This window comes from Rhabdothermincola salaria (assembly GCF_021246445.1).
GTDB classification, from domain to species: domain Bacteria; phylum Actinomycetota; class Acidimicrobiia; order Acidimicrobiales; family Acidimicrobilacustridaceae; genus Rhabdothermincola_A; species Rhabdothermincola_A salaria.
The window spans coordinates 664,555-679,817 of sequence record NZ_JAJQXW010000001.1 but is presented as its reverse complement, the minus strand read 5'-3'; the positions used below and the strand labels follow the sequence as shown (position 1 = coordinate 679,817).

The 15,263-nt window shown below is 68.8% G+C and carries 15 protein-coding genes, 1 tRNA gene and 1 pseudogene; 5 read left to right on the top strand and 12 right to left on the bottom strand.

Annotated elements, in window-relative coordinates; translation table 11 throughout:
- Positions 1-347: 347 nt before the first annotated feature.
- The gene (locus LUW87_RS03120) at positions 348-1,421 is read left to right on the top strand and encodes a S1 family peptidase (protein WP_232669611.1); all 1,074 of its coding nucleotides are present in this window, start codon (positions 348-350) and stop codon (positions 1,419-1,421) included.
- A 423-nt stretch (positions 1,422-1,844) separates the two neighbouring features.
- Here the strand turns inward: LUW87_RS03120 and LUW87_RS03115 are convergent, their stop codons facing one another.
- From LUW87_RS03115 to LUW87_RS03075, 9 genes and pseudogenes are all read right to left on the bottom strand, one after another.
- Positions 1,845-2,366, bottom strand: coding sequence for a DUF6036 family nucleotidyltransferase (locus LUW87_RS03115; RefSeq protein WP_232669610.1), 522 nt, complete (start codon positions 2,364-2,366; stop codon positions 1,845-1,847).
- Entirely contained in the window at positions 2,366-2,947 is a 582-nt protein-coding gene (locus LUW87_RS03110) for a helix-turn-helix domain-containing protein (RefSeq protein WP_232669609.1), read from the bottom strand. The genes LUW87_RS03115 and LUW87_RS03110 overlap by 1 nt, the downstream gene beginning before the upstream one ends.
- A 319-nt stretch (positions 2,948-3,266) precedes the next feature.
- Positions 3,267-3,794 (bottom strand): annotated as a pseudogene (locus LUW87_RS03105) (DUF418 domain-containing protein).
- Between the two features lie 304 nt (positions 3,795-4,098).
- Positions 4,099-4,671, bottom strand: a complete 573-nt coding sequence (locus LUW87_RS03100; protein ID WP_232670873.1) for an iron-sulfur cluster assembly protein — start codon at positions 4,669-4,671, stop codon at positions 4,099-4,101.
- Positions 4,664-5,881 (bottom strand): Fe-S cluster assembly protein SufD, encoded by a 1,218-nt coding sequence (gene sufD / locus LUW87_RS03095; RefSeq protein WP_232669608.1) that lies wholly within the window; start codon positions 5,879-5,881, stop codon positions 4,664-4,666. The genes LUW87_RS03100 and sufD overlap by 8 nt, the downstream gene beginning before the upstream one ends.
- Entirely contained in the window at positions 5,878-6,654 is a 777-nt protein-coding gene (gene sufC / locus LUW87_RS03090; protein ID WP_232669607.1) for a Fe-S cluster assembly ATPase SufC, read from the bottom strand. Before sufC ends, sufD begins: the two co-directional genes overlap by 4 nt.
- The gene (sufB, locus tag LUW87_RS03085; protein ID WP_232669606.1) at positions 6,654-8,096 is read right to left on the bottom strand and encodes a Fe-S cluster assembly protein SufB; all 1,443 of its coding nucleotides are present in this window, start codon (positions 8,094-8,096) and stop codon (positions 6,654-6,656) included. Before sufB ends, sufC begins: the two co-directional genes overlap by 1 nt.
- Positions 8,097-8,175: 79 nt before the next feature.
- Complete coding sequence (locus tag LUW87_RS03080; RefSeq protein ID WP_232669605.1) at positions 8,176-8,526, bottom strand: HesB/IscA family protein; 351 nt, start codon at positions 8,524-8,526, stop codon at positions 8,176-8,178.
- 77 nt (positions 8,527-8,603) lie between these two features.
- Positions 8,604-8,870 carry a ferredoxin gene (locus tag LUW87_RS03075; RefSeq protein ID WP_232669604.1) on the bottom strand — a complete coding sequence of 89 codons (267 nt, stop codon included), beginning with the start codon at positions 8,868-8,870 and terminating at the stop codon, positions 8,604-8,606.
- 145 nt (positions 8,871-9,015) lie between these two features.
- Here LUW87_RS03075 and LUW87_RS03070 point away from each other — a divergent pair, with 145 nt between their 5' ends.
- Entirely contained in the window at positions 9,016-9,681 is a 666-nt protein-coding gene (locus LUW87_RS03070) for a helix-turn-helix transcriptional regulator (RefSeq protein ID WP_232669603.1), read from the top strand.
- Between the two features lie 502 nt (positions 9,682-10,183).
- Here LUW87_RS03070 and LUW87_RS03065 read toward each other — a convergent pair.
- Positions 10,184-10,270 (bottom strand) — tRNA-Leu (locus LUW87_RS03065).
- A 244-nt stretch (positions 10,271-10,514) separates the two neighbouring features.
- Here LUW87_RS03065 and LUW87_RS03060 point away from each other — a divergent pair.
- Together LUW87_RS03060 and LUW87_RS03055 are read left to right on the top strand one after the other, a co-directional pair.
- The gene (locus LUW87_RS03060) at positions 10,515-10,826 is read left to right on the top strand and encodes a DUF1330 domain-containing protein (RefSeq protein WP_232669602.1); all 312 of its coding nucleotides are present in this window, start codon (positions 10,515-10,517) and stop codon (positions 10,824-10,826) included.
- A gap of 94 nt (positions 10,827-10,920) precedes the next feature.
- Entirely contained in the window at positions 10,921-11,412 is a 492-nt protein-coding gene (locus LUW87_RS03055; RefSeq protein ID WP_232669601.1) for a hypothetical protein, read from the top strand.
- Between the two features lie 14 nt (positions 11,413-11,426).
- Here LUW87_RS03055 and LUW87_RS03050 read toward each other — a convergent pair whose 3' ends face one another.
- Positions 11,427-12,833: a carotenoid oxygenase family protein gene (locus LUW87_RS03050; protein ID WP_232669600.1), complete on the bottom strand. Its 1,407-nt coding sequence runs from the start codon at positions 12,831-12,833 to the stop codon at positions 11,427-11,429.
- 120 nt (positions 12,834-12,953) lie between these two features.
- Between LUW87_RS03050 and LUW87_RS03045 the strand changes: the two genes are divergently transcribed.
- On the top strand, positions 12,954-13,103 hold the full coding sequence (locus LUW87_RS03045) for a hypothetical protein (RefSeq protein ID WP_232669599.1): 150 nt from the start codon (positions 12,954-12,956) through the stop codon (positions 13,101-13,103).
- A 111-nt stretch (positions 13,104-13,214) separates the two neighbouring features.
- Here LUW87_RS03045 and LUW87_RS03040 read toward each other — a convergent pair whose 3' ends face one another.
- Positions 13,215-15,044, bottom strand: a complete 1,830-nt coding sequence (locus LUW87_RS03040) for a M3 family oligoendopeptidase (RefSeq protein WP_232669598.1) — start codon at positions 15,042-15,044, stop codon at positions 13,215-13,217.
- Between the last annotated feature and the right edge of the window lie 219 nt (positions 15,045-15,263).

The following is a 15,263-nucleotide window of genomic DNA, read 5'->3' as shown; positions in this document are numbered from 1 at the left end:
CCGACCTTCCCGAACGGCTCGACCCCGCGCTCGCCACGGCGCACGACGTCGTCGAGACCAGAGCGAGCGCCGGCCTCCAGCGAGCTCGATCGAGGGCAAGGACTGGTACCTGCAGGTCATGGTCGCCCGCGGCGATGACGACAGGGCCACCTCGGCCCAGGTCGCCGAGATCGCGCTTGGCCGGATGAGCGGGTGACCGGGCGACGAGCCGGGTCCGGACCAGCTCGTGGTCGTCCATGGTCGAGGCACTCGCGCCCCGGTGCCCCCGGCCGGTGCGGGGCACTCATGGCGGGCACTCGTGACCTTCGGCCGGTGACCGCCCAGGAACCCACCGGTACGTTGATCTCGTGCTCCATCCCCTGAGCAGCGACCGGTGGCCTGCCGTCGTGGCCGTCGCTCTGGCCTTCTCGCTGGCTGTGGTGGGGATGACGGCACCGGGTTCGGCCCGCGCCGACGGCGCCGACACCCCTGCAGGCCTGTCACCGCAGATCGCGCACGGCGAACCGGTGCCCTCGGCCGACGCCTACCCCTGGATCGTCAGCCCGCTCTTCGCCGAGGTCGACCAACCCGACCCCGTGCTGGGACAGTTCTGCGCCGGGTCGCTCATCGCCCCCGGGTGGGTGCTGACCGCCGCCCACTGCATGGACTTCCTCTCCGGCCCGGAACAGTTCGAGATCGTGGTCGGCCAACCCGACCTGGAGCTCATGACCTCTGCGGATCGTCAGGCCGTCGCCTCGATCGTCATCCACCCTGACTGGGACCGGGCGACGGGCCCCAACCACGACATCGCCCTGGTGCAGCTGGCCGACCCGTCGCGGAACGCCTCGGTACCGACGCTGGCGCTGGTGGCGGCCGGCACCCGGCTCGAGCTGGGCACCCCGGCTCGGGTGCTCGGATGGGGCGTGACCGAGACGTTGTCATCCCCGACCTTCCTGCGCCAGGGCGACGTGGCGGTGGCGGCCGGACCCGACTCCCCCACCTGCCGGTCCCTTCCCACCCTCGACCAGCCCGACGAGGACGGCTTCTTCTACCTGCCCGAGACCATGGTGTGCGCGTTCGGTGAGTCTCCACTGGGTCCCGGGACCTGGGTCAATGCCTGCGGTGGTGACAGCGGGGGGCCGCTGGTGGTCCGCCAGGGCGGTGAGTGGGCCCTGGCCGGCATCGCCAGCTGGAACGAGGTTCCCTGTGGGTGGATCGACTATCCCGAGGTGTACACCCGGGTGAGCAGCCACCTCGACTGGATCGCCATCCACGTCCCAGAGCTGTTCGAGGATCCCGACGCGCCGGTCGACCCGCCGATCCCACCGATCCCGCCGATCGAGCCCATCGAGCCCATCGAGCCGCCGGTCCAGACCGTCTCGTCGAAGCCTGCCGAGCCGTCCCCGGCCCTCGCCGAGGTCACTCCCCGCTTCACCGGCTGAACGAGATCCTCAGCGATCGCTGCGTAGCCCGTGGACGTGATCAGCGAGGTGTTCGGGAACACCTCAGCAGCCAGTTCCATGCCGACTTCCTCGAAGCGCGCACGATCGTCCTCAGGACTTCCAGCAGCTACAACCGGCGCTGAGCGCCGGTCCAGCGTCGGGTAGGACGAACCCACCCGGTGGTGTCGGAGGAGCGAGGCGCGCTGCGACCCGACGACTGCTCGGGACGGCGCAGTACACGGTCACGTAGGACGGCACGACCTTCCGCCCGCCGCCGGGAACGGGAGGTCGGAGACCCTGCTTCAGTTGGCCTCCGGTCCGTCAAGTCCGTCCTCCCGCCACCCCGATCGGCTGGACATCTCGACAACCGGTTGTGTTCGGTCGGGGCGAGCCAGACGACGGGTGAAGTGTCAAGGGGAGGCCTCACCCCAGTCGACGCTCGAGTTGCCGCCTGGCTCGAGGCTTGAGGTCCTCTTCCGGGTAGTACCGCTCGTAGATCTCCAGGGCTTCGTCCAGGCTCGTGATGCCGCACGCGTCGAGGAGGACGTCGATGTCATCGGAGTCGCGACGTCCCCGGGCGGCGAGGAGCTTCATGGCGAGCAGGAGTCGTGCGCTCGCGACCCGCACGACCACGCCGTCGTTGACCGTCAGCTCCATCCAGTCGTCAGGCTGCTCGAAATGGGACCGGAACTGGTTCGCCCGGTCGTTGAGCCAGTTCTCGGGCCATCCGCGGCGAGCGGCGATGTCCTTGACGGCTTCGCAGACCGCCACGTCGCCCCCGTAGAACGCGTCGACATCGGTGGTGGTGACTGCCCGGCTGTACGCGATGGTGATGGCTGCACCGCCGATGAGATGGATCTGGCTGCGTGCGCCGGACTCGGCGAGGGCATCGACGAGCTCGTCCAGCGCCGAGATGATGTCGTCACGGCCGAGGGTGACGGCCATCAGACGCTGGCGAGCTCGGCTTCGGCCAGCAGCACACCGTGGCGACGGAACGCCTGGGGGGCCTCGTCGACGATGTCCGGCCCGGCGTAGGGGTCGGGGATCCAAGCTTCGGTGAGCACGCGGCCGGGGCCGTCCACCCACTCGGGGAGGACTCCTGCGCCCTCGAGGTGGTACTCGACGATGGCGGCGATGGCCGCGTCGATGCGCTGGTCACCCGTGGGCGGAGGGGGCGCCACGCACAGGGCGATCCGGGTGGCAGCGTCGACCGATGCGAGGCCGTCGGACAGCGCGAGGAGCGCCCGGAACGCGGCGTCCGAGTCGCCGGCCGGGTGGCCAGGAGCAGCCCCGTCCGAGATGGCGAGGGCGACTGCGGCGGCGGTGGGGGCCCGGGTGGGTAGAGCGGCCAGTTGCCAACCGATCGCACCGAGCGTGTGCTCAAGGGTACCGACGCCGGGGTCATGCTTGGCGTGCTCGATCTCGGAGATGCGAGCGGGAGCAACCTGCGCCCGACGGGCAAGGCCACGACAGGACGCACCCGCTGAGATGCGCGCCTGCTTGAGTAGTGCGCTTGCAAGCGTCATCGTTCGCCTCCCTCACCTTCCGGTATACCGTAACACTCATCGCTCGCGGAATGACGGGGCGGAAAGGGCCTGGCAGCGCCCCCAACGCTGATCCGAGAAGCGCCGGGCGGCCGCTGCAGCCGACCCCTGACGTGGCGGGCCAGGAGGGGGCTTGAACTCACCTCCCCGAGTACTGCACTCGTGCCGCTACGCAACGCTCTGAACCCGAAAGCGAGCGGATTGCCGAGCGCACGCTGTGCAGCGCCTGGGCCCGATCGACTTCGATTGAGTGTCAGACCCAGGATGGGTCTGCGACGGTCATGGCTCTGCGAACGTTGGTTCAGGCGACGGCGTGTGGCCTCCGGAGTGATTGCCATGTCCGGTAGGTGGCGCATCGCCAGGCCCATTCGAAGGGCCCGTAGCGGAAGCGGTCGAGCCACCAAGTCGACCACCAGAGCTGCAGGGCCCAGACGGCGAGGATCCAGCCGGCGATCATGGTGCGGGTGAGGTCGACGTCACCGAGCAACCAGCCCAGCGTCGTCAGCCCGATGACGGTCTGGGTGAGGTAGTTGGTGAGCGCCATGCGGCCGGCGTTGCGGAAGCGTTCGAGTTAGCGGCTGCTGCTGCGGTTCCACAGGATGATGGCGGCCATGTAGCCGAGCGCCGTGGGGATGGTGCCGAGCCCGGTAGGGATGGTGCCGGTGAGGGCGTAGTCGACGGACCAGTCGGTGGCGATGTGGAGCACAGAACCGACTGAAGTGACAGCGGCGCCGGCCCCGATACCCCAGGCTGCAAGCCGGCGATAGTACGCGTTGTTGCGTTCGCCTTGGACGATGCCGAGTCGGTAGAGGGCCACGCCGATGAGCATGAGACCAAGCGCTCGGCCGCCGGCGTTGAGCAGGAACCAAGTCTCCACTTCGGTCGACTTCGCGCCGGCTCCCACGAGCCAGTAGTCGCCGAGTTCGCCGCCGGCGGCGCCGACCGTTGCCTGGAAGAACGACGCGAGTGCAGCGTCGGCGAGGGAGAGGTACACGACCCGCCCACAGCCCGTGTCAACACCGAGCCGCCGCGCACCAAACCGCACAGACCCAAGTGACTCGTCCCACTCCGGGTCACAGACCCGCTCGGGCCGGCCGCGCCGAGATCGGTGGCGGTGTCGGCCGTTGGGTCGGTCACATCATCCCCAGTTCGAGCCGCGCGACGTCGGACAGGCGCGAGGCGTCCCACGGGGGGTCGAACACCAGGACGACCTCGACCACTTCGACGCCGGGCAGGGCAGCCACCGCGTCGTGGAGGTCTCGGCGAAGGATGTCACCCATCCCGCAGAACGGTGCGGTGACCGACATGTCGATGTCGACCCGCTTGTTACCGCTCGGCAGATCGGATGGTTCGATCCGGTAGACCAGGCCGAGTTCGACGATGTCGACGGGGATCTCCGGGTCGTACACCGTCGCTGCCGCCTCCCAGACGGCCTCGATGCTGAACTCGCCGATCGGCGCTTCGCCGCCGTCGCCTTCCTGCGACGGCTGGACGAAGCCGAAGTCGACCGAATCCTCCCGGGTCAGCCGGGCCATCTCTCCTTCACGGGTGGTGACGGTCGCCGTTCCCCCGAGTGCCTGCACGAGGGTGACCCGTTCGCCTGCCGGCAACACCGCGGTGTGGCCGGCCGGGATGATCGTGGCCCTCACGTCGCGCGGGAGAGTGAATCTCTGGGATCCGCCGATCGCGACCTTCGATTCACGCATCGTCACGCCCGAGTCGCTCGGTGATCCAGGATCGCACCGCCTCACTCTCCAGGGTGTCCATCACCTGATCGGCGAAACCGTGGACCAACAGTCGGCTGGCTTCGGCTGCGGGGATGCCACGAGAACGCATGTAGTAGAGCGCTGCTTCGTCGAGTTGGCCGACGGTGGCGCCGTGCCGGCACGACACCTCATCGGCAAGGATCTCGAGTCTCGGCATCGAGTTCACCTCCGCTTGCCGGGAGAGCAACAGATTGTCGTTGGACTGCTCGGAGTCGGTCCCGTCGGCACCGGCACGAACCGCGACGCCACCGTTCCAGACGCCGGTGCTGGCGTCATCGAGCACCCCGCGGTACGACTGCCGGCTCGTGCAGTCCTTCGCGGCGTGGACCACGGTGATCTGCTGATCAAGGGTCTGTCGGCCTGAGCCGAAGTAGAGCCCGGACAGGTCGGCGTGGGCGCCCTCGCCGGCGAGGAGGACGTGATAGGCGACTCGGCCGTAGTCCGATCCCAGGTTGAAGAGCCGGGCGCGAAGCGTGCTGCCGGCGGCCTGGACCACATCCACCCGACCCAGGTGGATCTGGCTGGCGGGGAGGTCTTGGAGGATGATGTGCTCGAGGCTCGCGTCCGTGGCGAGTGAGACCTCGCTGCGGACGTTGGAACCGCCGAACGTGTCGCCACTCCCGATGCGGGTCTCGACCACGGTGGCCGAGCTCCCGGCTGCCAGTTCGATCACCACGCGACTGGCCGAAGCATTGTGTGCGCCATCCGGGACCGCGACGTCAACGATGTGGATCACCTCATCGGGGCGGCCATCGATCAGCAACAGTGCGCCGCCGGTTCCGTAGGCCCGGTTGATGATCGAGAACGCGTCCTCTGGCTCCTCGTGTTCGCGCCCGAGCGCACGAGCGGCACGGTCGCCGGATGCACCTTCGATGCTGACCAGTTCGACACCGGCAGGCATGACGTCGAGCTTCGACCGCTCACGATCGACGACGCCGTTGACGATCACGAGTCGCGGACCATCGATGTGGGGGATCTGACCGTCGACGACGGCCGGCACCACATCGGGAGCCGTGGCCGGTCCGAACGTGAGCTGACCCAATGCCTTGTGCGGTGCGTAGCGCCACGCCTCATCGCGTCTGGTCGGCAGACTCAGCGAACCGAGCTGCTCGAGCGCCACCGTGCGAGACGGCAGGATGGCCACGCTCACGCTGTTGCTCCCGAGAGCGGGGCGTCGTCGAGATCGTGATCGACGAAGTCCGCATAGCCGTGGCGTTCCAGGTGGAGGGCGAGGGTGTGATCGCCCGACTCGACGATCTTGCCGTCGACCAACACATGCACGAAATCCGGCCTGATGTACTCGAGTAGTCGCTGATAGTGGGTGATCACGATCATCGAGCGCTCGGGGTCGCGCATTGCGTTCACGCCCCCGGCGACGACACGGAGCGCATCGATGTCGAGACCGGAGTCGGTCTCGTCGAGCACGGCCAGCCGCGGCTGCATGACCGCCATCTGCAGGATCTCGTTGCGCTTCTTCTCGCCGCCACTGAATCCGGCGTTGACCGATCGATACAGGAAATCCGAGTGCATCTCGACCAGAGCCATCGCCTCCTCGGCCACTTCGAGGAAGTCACGAGCCCCGATCTCGTCGTCGCCACGGGTGCGGCGAACGGAGTTCACTGCGGTGCGCAGGAAGTACATGTTGTTGACGCCCGGGATCTCGACTGGATACTGGAAACCCATGAAGACACCGGCAGCAGCGCGGTCCTCCGGTTCCATCTCGAGCAGATCGACGCCATCGAGGGTGACGACGCCACCGATCTCGTAGCCGTCACGGCCCGCGAGCGCGTGAGCGAACGTGCTCTTGCCGGACCCGTTCGGACCCATGATCGCGTGGACCGCTCCGGCACCGACGTCGAGGTCGAGGCCCTTGAGGATCGGGACGTCCCCGACCGAGGCAGTCAGATTCTCCACGTGCAGCATCAGCCGACACTTCCTTCCAAACTCGCACTCAACAGGCGCTGAGCCTCGACCGCGAACTCCATGGGGAGCTCGTCGAACACCTCACGACAGAAGCCGTTGACGATCATCGCCATGGCATCTTCTTCGGTCATGCCGCGCTGGCGGCAGTAGTACAGCTGGTCCTCGCCGACAGTGGAGGTCGATGCCTCGTGCTCGACCTGGGCTGTCGGGTTCTTGACCTGGATGTAGGGCACGGTGTGAGCACCGCACTCCTTGCCCAGCAGGAGTGAGTCGCACTGGGTGTAGTTGCGGGCACCCTCCGCTGAACGCATCACCTTCACGAGGCCTCGGTAGGTGTTCTGGCCTCGGCCGGCCGAGATGCCCTTCGAGATGATGCTGCTGGTGGTGTCGGCACCGATGTGGATCATCTTGGTGCCGGTGTCGGCCTGCTGGTGCTTGCTCGACAGCGCGACCGAATAGAACTCGCCGATCGACCGATCGCCCTGCAGGATGACGCTGGGGTACTTCCACGTGATGGCGGAACCGGTCTCGACCTGGGTCCAGGAGATCTTGGCATCGGTGTGGGCGCGACCCCGCTTGGTGACGAAGTTGTAGATGCCACCGACACCGTTCTCGTCACCCGGATACCAGTTCTGCACGGTCGAGTACTTGATCTCGGCCCGGTCCTTGGCCACGAGCTCCACGACCGCGGCATGCAACTGGTTCTCGTCTCGCTGCGGCGCCGTGCATCCCTCCAGGTAGGAGACATGCGAGTCGTCCTCGGCCACGATGAGCGTGCGCTCGAACTGACCCGTGTTCATCGAGTTGATGCGGAAGTACGTGGACAACTCCATCGGGCAGCGAACGCCCTTGGGGATGTAGCAGAACGATCCGTCAGAGAACACCGCCGAGTTGAGCGCCGCGAAGAAGTTGTCTCGCACCGGCACGACCGAGCCCAGGTGCTCGCGCACCAACTCGGGGTGATCCTGCACGGCCTCGGAGAACGAGCAGAAGATCACACCGGCCTCAGCGAGCGTTGCCTTGAACGTGGTGGTGACCGAGACGGAGTCGACGACGGCGTCGATGGCCACGTTGCTCAGCATCTTCTGCTCGTGTAGCGGGATGCCGAGCTTGTCGAACATGTCGCGGATGTCGGGGTCGACGTCGTCCATGCTGTCGAGCACAGGCTTCTGCTTGGGTGCCGCCCAGTAGCTGATCGACTGGTAGTCGATCGGATTGATCTCGAGCTTGGCCCAGTCGGGCTCTTGCATCTCCTGCCACGCCGCAAAGGCGTTCAGACGCCACTCGAGCAGCCACTCGGGCTCGTTCTTCTTCGACGAGATCAGACGCACCGTCGCTTCGGTCAGCCCTGGTGGTGCGACGTCGGTGTCAAGATCGGTGCTGAAGCCGAACTCGTAGCTGGCGTCAGTGAGTGCCTCGACACGTCGCATGGTTTCGCTCATCGAGAGTCCCTTCCGTCACCGGCGCCGACCGCGAACAGGTCCGTGGCGGTGGATGGTCGGTGCGAGTCGTGCCGGCCTGTCACCCGAACGACTTCCCACACCCGCAGCTGCGCTGCGCGTTCGGGTTGTCGACGCTGAACCCCTCGCCTTGCAGGCCGTCGCTGTAGTTCAACGTGGCGCCGGTGAGATGGGGTGCACTCTCGGCATCCACCCTCACCGTCACCGATCCGAACGTGACCTCGTGGTCATCACTACGGGACTCGGTGTCGAAGAACATCTCGTAGGAGAGCCCCGAGCAACCGCCGGCTCGGACCGCCACGCGCAGAGCCAGCCCCTCTTCGTCCATGTCGCTGAGCAGCTGGGCGACCTTCGTGGACGCGGCATCGCTGAGCATCATCACCGGTTGGGCTCGTTGTTCGGTCGTCGTCATTCCCATCGTCTCCTTCGTTGACGTGACCCGGCGGTCGATCCACCCGGGACACTCGTCCAGTCGTTCCCGCGAGGGGACTAGCCGTCCACCTCGATGAAGATGCACTCGCCGGGGCATTCCTCGGCCGCCTCGACGACCCGGTCCAACCCGCCGTCGGGGATCCGAGCCATACCCTCGGCCCCTGCGGGGTTGGCCGCGCCGTCGAAGAGCTTGTCCGCGCCGAAGTTGTCCGCCGATTCCTTCACATAGAAGAGCCCGTCGTCCATCCCGAAGAAGACGTCCGGGGCGATCTCCTCGCACAATCCGTCGCCGGTACAGAGATCCTGGTCGATCCAGACCTTCATCGTGGTTCCTGTTCTGTCAGTCGCCCGAACGCAACGCCGGTGGGCTGGTTCACTTTCGACCCGGCACGCTACACGGTAACCATAGTTTCGCCAGTTCCATCTTGTACAACTGTGGATGGTGGTGTGGCCGCGCTACCATCGGACGGTGGCCAGCACCGACGGCACACCCTCGCCGACGCAACGCCGAGTTCTCGTCGCCCTGAAGCGACGTGGCGACGCGACCGCCGACGAACTCGCCAGTGCCCTCGACATCTCCGCCAGCGCAGTTCGACAGCACCTGAGCGCGCTCCGGTCCGCCGGCCTCATCGCGGCGCGCCCAGACCGCGGACATCCCGGACGCCCGGCCGACAGGTACCACGCCACCGAGCTCACCGAATCGCTGTTCGTCGGCACCCAGGGCAGCCTCTCGATCGAGCTCCTCGAACACGTCGAAGAAGAAGACCCCGAGCTCGTCGGCCGGGTCTTCGAACGACGCCGCCATCGACTCGTCGAGGAGGCCAGGGAGCGGCTGCAGGGCAAACCGGTCGATGAACAGGTCGCAGTCCTGAGTGATCTACTCGACTCCCAGGGCTTCCTTGCCGACGCCGACGCACTCAGCGACACCCGCTACCGGATCAACCTCCACAGCTGCGCCATCTGGCCTGTCGCCAACCGCTACCGACAAGCCTGTACCGCCGAGCTCGACTTCATCCGCGACCTCATCCCCGGCGCAACCGTGGAACGCGTCACCCACAAGACCGAGGGCGCCCACACCTGCACCTACGAGATCACCCTCGAGGAGGGAATCTCAACGAATCCCGGACTTCCCTAGACCTGGGTGACACTGATCTGTGGCCCGGAGCGGTGCGATGAAGAGCTATATGGCCGGAGCAGCGGGGGCGCACTCCCGGTGCACGTCACCGCCGCCCCTCGACTCGAACCCCGGATGCCATGTCGTCACGTCGTGGAGTGTGGCCGCAACGCTCCGGCGGCCAGCGGGGCTACTCGGCGTGGCTCGTCGGGTGCGCGGCCCGGTCGGCGACCAGCGTCGGTGCGCACGCGGAGCACACGTCGGTGAACCGGCCGGTCCGGTTCTCTCCCTGGCGGGACATACAGAACGCCCGCCGGCACCGCAGGCGTCGGCCGTGCAGCCGGCGCTCACGCCATGGTTGGGTGCGGGATGCCCGACCATCACCCGAACGATACGGCCTTCTCGCTCCTACGTGACACGAGGGTCGGGGGGTCGGGGGCCACTCCGGCCTCTCGGTGCAGCACCGGCAAGCTGGCGTCCAGACCGGCTCTCGCGAGGAGACTCCGGCCCCGGTCTGCCTAGTTGGTGTCGGAGGGGGGACTTGAACCCCCACGCCCTTTCGGGCACTAGCCCCTCAAGCTAGCGCGTCTGCCTATTCCGCCACTCCGACGTGGCCATCGATCGGGTACTGCGGCACCCGTGATGCGGAGGGTCACACTAGCGCGCTCCCCCGCCCCTTCCGCCAAACGCCACGGCCCCAGCGAGGCTCGTCGCCCGCTGCCACCTGGGCCTTCTCGCTGGGACGCCGGCGGCCCAGCCACCGCCGATCCGGTGCCATCGCTCCCGGACCCAGACGCAGGCGTCCCAGCGGCTGGGCCAGACTCGCAGCGACCGACCGACACGAGGGGGAACCGGTGAGCGACGAGATCTTCATGTTCAACGCACTGTGGTTGAAGGGCCAGGAGGGGCGCCGCCAGTACGGCGAGTACGGCGCCCGAGCCATGGACCTCGTCGAGCGCCTCGGCGGTGGCCTCGACTACGCCCTGGTGGCCGACAAGGCGGTGCAGGACGACTTCGTGCCCGACGTGCTCGCCGTGGTCCGCTACCCCTCACGTGAGGTCTTCGAGGACATGATCCGCAGCGACGAGTACCAGTCCTTCGCCGACCTGCGCACCCAGGCCGCCGAGCGGGCCATCCTCACCCAGTGCCGCCGCGTCCATCCCTGACGCTGTGGAACTCCGGGTCCAGCGTCATTGCCGACGGCAACGACCCGACCCACACCGCGGGTCTCGACACCGGAGCTGTGCTACCACCACGACCATGGCTGAGGACCGTCTGACCCAACTGCTCCGAGAGGCCCATGGCGGTGAGGTCCTCGGCGCCACGCTCTTCGGCGAGCTCGCCGGCCGGGCCACCGATCCAGACCGGCGCCGCAAGCTCGCTGCCTGTCGCCTCCTCGAGGAGCAGACCGCCACCACCATCGCCGCGCTCGCCGCCGACCACGGGGTGGAGTTGGGTGAGGCCGGCGACAAGGCCGAGGTCGGCCGGTCGGCGGCCACCACGATGGCGGAGCTCGACTGGCCGACCACCATGGCCGCCATCGCCGACGGCACCGGGGCGTACCGGTCGCTCTATGCGCAACTCCTCGAGGTCGTCGCCGACCCCGACAATGAGCGAGTCGCCGAGATCGTTGCTCACGAGCAGGCGCTCAGCGGGTTTGCGCGCGCCGAGGCCGACGGCGACCCGGACGCCATCGAGCGCCTCCTCGCCGCCCTCACGCCCTCGACGCTCGCCCGGCTGCCCACCGGCTGAGCGACGGCGGGGGCTCAGCCCTCAGCGGGGAGCCAGTTGCCGTGCAGGCCGTTGGGGATGCGCTGGGGCATGCGCACCTTGGCCACCGGGTCGGCCGGGAACGAGGCCGCGTCCCAGATCACCAGCCAGGAGCTCTCGGCCGCCCGGTCGGTGCCGTAGGTGACGTAGAACCCGTCGAGCTCGTCGGTGCCGCCCTGGCGGGGAGCGAACACCACCTCGCCGAACACCAGGTCGCTGTCGTAGGCCTTGCACTCGCCGGTGGCCATGTCGTAGCGGGCCAGTTGGTCGAACTCGCCGGGCACCAGATCGCCACCGCGAGGGGACTTGCGGGACACGGTGACGTAGCGGTGCTCGCGCCCCGTGCGCCGGTCGTCGATGCGGCCGAACTCGCCGGGCACGTCCTCGACGTGCTCGATCTCCGCGGTGCCCGCCGACGGGTGCAGCGTGGCCCGGGCGAACGCGCCGCGCTTGTCGGGATCGGGGCCGAGGGAGAACGAGCTCCACCACGAGAAGTCCATGACCACGTCGTCGCCCAGGTCGAAGCCGTTGCCGAAGTGCCACACGAAGAACGGGTCGGTGTGCACCCACTGCACCGGGCTGCCGTCGCGGGGGATGCAGGCGATGCGGGTGCCGAGGTCGGGCTTCCAGGCCAGCACGTCGCCGCCGGTCATCATGGCGTCGAGGTCGAAGACCACCGGTGCCAGGGTGAGCACCAGGTAGCGCTCGGTGATGACGCAGTCGTGGACCATGTAGCCCTCGTCGACGCCGTCGATGACGGTGGGGCCACGGGTGAGGTCGCCGTTCGCGCCGATGGTCATCCACGACAGGAACGGTGCCTCCACGTCGTAGGTGAACAGCACCATGTCGCCGGTGACGGGGTCGATGCGGGGGTGGGCGCACATCCCCTTGACGCGTCCGTCGAAGTCGAAGCGCCCGATCGTGTCGAGGTCCGAGGTGATCTCGTAGCCGGGTGCGGACTCGGTGAGGGCCAGGTGACGTCCTGCGTGGCGTACCACGTTGATGAACGGGTCGAGCTTGAACGGCCAGCCCGGGTCGGGGTCGTTGCCGAGCAGCGACGGGTCGACGAACGCGGGCGTCATGAGCCCGCCGAACAGCGCCTTGCCGGCCCGCTCCTCGGCGGCCATGCCCTTGGAGCGCACCCACCGGTTGCGGTAGCGGATGGTGCCGTCGGCCTCGATCCAGGTGCCGTGCACCATGGCGTCGCCCTCCATCGGGAACGTGTAGCTCCCGAGCGGCGTGAACTTGGGGTTCGGGCCGTTGCGCAGGTAGGCCCCGACCAGCCCCTCCGGCAGGGTGCCCTCCACCTCGAGGCCCTCCACGGTGATCTCGCTGTGGGTGGGCGCGAACCGCCCACGCAGGTGGGCGTTGGTGGTCGGGTCGACGGGTTCCAGGTCGGGCATGGTCGTGTCCTCCTCGCCGATGCCGCGAACCTAGAGCACGGGAACGCCCGGCCGGGGTGAAGGTCCGACCCCTCACCGTGCCGACCGCGCGATCACGGCCCGGGCGGGTAGAGGACGGCGATGACCGTCGTCGTGATCGTCCTCATCGTCCTCGCCCTGCTCATCGGCATCGGGGCCCTCATCGAAGGGCTGGCGTGGCTGCTGCTCGTCACGCTGGCGCTCATCGCCGGCGCCGTGATCCTGGGGCGCCGGGCCTTCGCCCGCCACTGACTCGACCGACCCGGGACGCCCGCGGCGCCGGTCCCTTCTGGTCGACCGGCGACGTGGTGCAGCCGCCGGCCGTCGCTGGCGATCCGCCCGCGCGGGACCGGGCGCGATGCGTCAGAGGCGGCCGGCGTCGCGTGCGGCCTGCTCGGCGGCGGCGAGCTGGGCGTCGATGATGGCGAGGCCGCCGTCCCAGAACCCGGGGTCGGCCAGGTCGACGCCGACGATGCGGCCCAGCTCCTCGGGCGGCAAGGAGCCACCGGCGCGCAGCAGGTCGAGGTAGGCCGGCACGAACCCCGCCCCTTCGGCCTCGTAGCGGGCGTACACCGCCAGGGCCAGCAGCTGGCCGTAGGCGTAGGCGTACACGTAGCCGGGCGTGCCGATGAAGTGCGGGATGTAGCTCCACCACGTGCGGTAGCCGGGGGTGAGCTCCACGGCGTCGCCGAGCATGTCGCGCTGGGTGCGCTCCCACTCGTCGCCGAACGCCTCGACCGACAGCTCGCCCTCGGTGCGACGCCGGGTGTGGGCCGCATCCTCGAAGCGGTTCATGGCCACCTGACGGAAGACGGTGGCGATCTGGCCCTCGAGGCTCTCGGCCAGCAGGGCCAGCCGGGCCGCCGGGTCGGTGGTCTCGTCGAGGAGGCGGCCGAAGGTGACCGTCTCACCGAACACCGACGCCGTCTCGGCCAGGGTGAGCGGGGTGGCCTGGTGGAAAACGCCCTGCTCGCGCGCCAGGTAGGCATGCAGGCCGTGGCCCAGCTCGTGGGCCAGGGTGAGCACGTCGCGGCGGCGGCTGGTCCAGTTGAGCAACAGGTACGGGTGGGCCGAAGGGACGGTGTAGGCGCAGAAGGCGCCGGGACGCTTGCCGGCCCGCACGGGGGCGTCGACCCAGCGGTCGTCGAAGAAGCGCTGGACCACGCCGGCCAGCTCGCCGGAGAACGAGCCGTACGCGTCGAGCACCAGCTCGCTGGCCTCGCTCCACCCGAACGTCTCCTCCACGTCGGCCACCGAGGAGTTGCGGTCGTAGTCGGCCAGGCGGTCGACGCCGAGGAGCTGGGCCTTGAGGGCGTACCAGCGTTGCGGGATGTCGTAGCGGGCCACCACGCTGTCGACGAGCGCCTGCACCGACTCGTCGCTGGCCTCGTTGGACAGGTTGCGGCTGGCGATCCAGCTGTCGTGGCCCCGCAGCCGGTCGTCGCTGGCCAGGTCGGCCATGAGGGTGTTGTAGACGAAGCCTCGGGTGCGCAGGCCCGGTTCGAGGGCGGCGGTGACGGCCTCGGCGGCGACCCGGCGGTCGTCGCGGGTCGGTGAGCCCAGCACGCTGAGGGCCTGCTCGAGCGATGTCGGGCCGTCGGGCAGGTCGACGGTGATGGCCGAGGTGAGCTCGCTGAAGAGCCGGCTCCAGGCGCTCGAGCCGGTGACGGCCTTCTCGCCGAGGATCTGCTCCTCGGGCTCGGTGAGCAGGTACGGGTGGTAGCGGCGGGCCGAGCGCAGGTGGTGGCGGCAGAACTCGAGGGCGGGATCGGCGGTGAGCTCGGTGGCGCGGGCGTCGTCGACCTCGGCCCACTCGAGCTCGACGAACAGCACCCGGTTGGAGATGGCGGTGGCCTGCTCGGAGAAGCGCTGCATGGCGGCGCCGAGCTCGGCGTCGAGGGTGTCGACGGCGAAGCGCAGGCTCACGTAGGAGCCGGCCCGGCCGAGAGCGTCCTGCAGGTCGGCCACGTGGCCCATGAGCTCGGCCAGACCGGCGGCGTCGAGGCCGGGGATGCGCCCGCGGTAGCCCTCGATGGCGGTGGCCACCTCGTCGGCGCGGGCCATCAACTCGTCGACGCCCTCGGTGCCCTTGCCGGCGACGAGGGGTTCGAGGTCCCAGGCGATGTCGGCGGCGGTGAGATCGGGGTCGTTCGGGGTGTCGGCGTGCTCGGCGTTGGCGTCGGTGACCGTCATGATCCCCAGGCTAGGACCGGCCTGCGACCCTCCGACCCTCCGACCCGCCGGACGGCCCCGCCCCGCCGACCCGCCCTGCACCCGCCGGGCCCGCCGGAGGCCTCCGCCCCCGTTCGCCCCGGCCCAGAACCGTTCCTGCATGGTTTCGACGCACTCCACCGCGACGATTCCATGCAAGAACCCCAGAGGAGCGATGGTGCGCGGGTGCGCTGGTGCGCG

Coding starts and splice junctions, on each gene's coding strand:
- LUW87_RS03115 (WP_232669610.1), bottom strand. CDS start 2,366: ATGGCCGTCACCCTCGGCCGTGACGACATCATCTCGGCGCTGGACGAG.
- LUW87_RS03110 (WP_232669609.1), bottom strand. CDS start 2,947: ATGACGCTTGCAAGCGCACTACTCAAGCAGGCGCGCATCTCAGCGGGT.
- LUW87_RS03100 (WP_232670873.1), bottom strand. CDS start 4,671: ATGCGTGAATCGAAGGTCGCGATCGGCGGATCCCAGAGATTCACTCTC.
- sufC (WP_232669607.1), bottom strand. CDS start 6,654: ATGCTGCACGTGGAGAATCTGACTGCCTCGGTCGGGGACGTCCCGATC.
- sufB (WP_232669606.1), bottom strand. CDS start 8,096: ATGAGCGAAACCATGCGACGTGTCGAGGCACTCACTGACGCCAGCTAC.
- LUW87_RS03080 (WP_232669605.1), bottom strand. CDS start 8,526: ATGACGACGACCGAACAACGAGCCCAACCGGTGATGATGCTCAGCGAT.
- LUW87_RS03075 (WP_232669604.1), bottom strand. CDS start 8,870: ATGAAGGTCTGGATCGACCAGGATCTCTGTACCGGCGACGGATTGTGC.
- LUW87_RS03055 (WP_232669601.1), top strand. CDS start 10,921: ATGGCTGAGGACCGTCTGACCCAACTGCTCCGAGAGGCCCATGGCGGT.
- LUW87_RS03050 (WP_232669600.1), bottom strand. CDS start 12,833: ATGCCCGACCTGGAACCCGTCGACCCGACCACCAACGCCCACCTGCGT.
- LUW87_RS03045 (WP_232669599.1), top strand. CDS start 12,954: ATGACCGTCGTCGTGATCGTCCTCATCGTCCTCGCCCTGCTCATCGGC.
- LUW87_RS03040 (WP_232669598.1), bottom strand. CDS start 15,044: ATGACGGTCACCGACGCCAACGCCGAGCACGCCGACACCCCGAACGAC.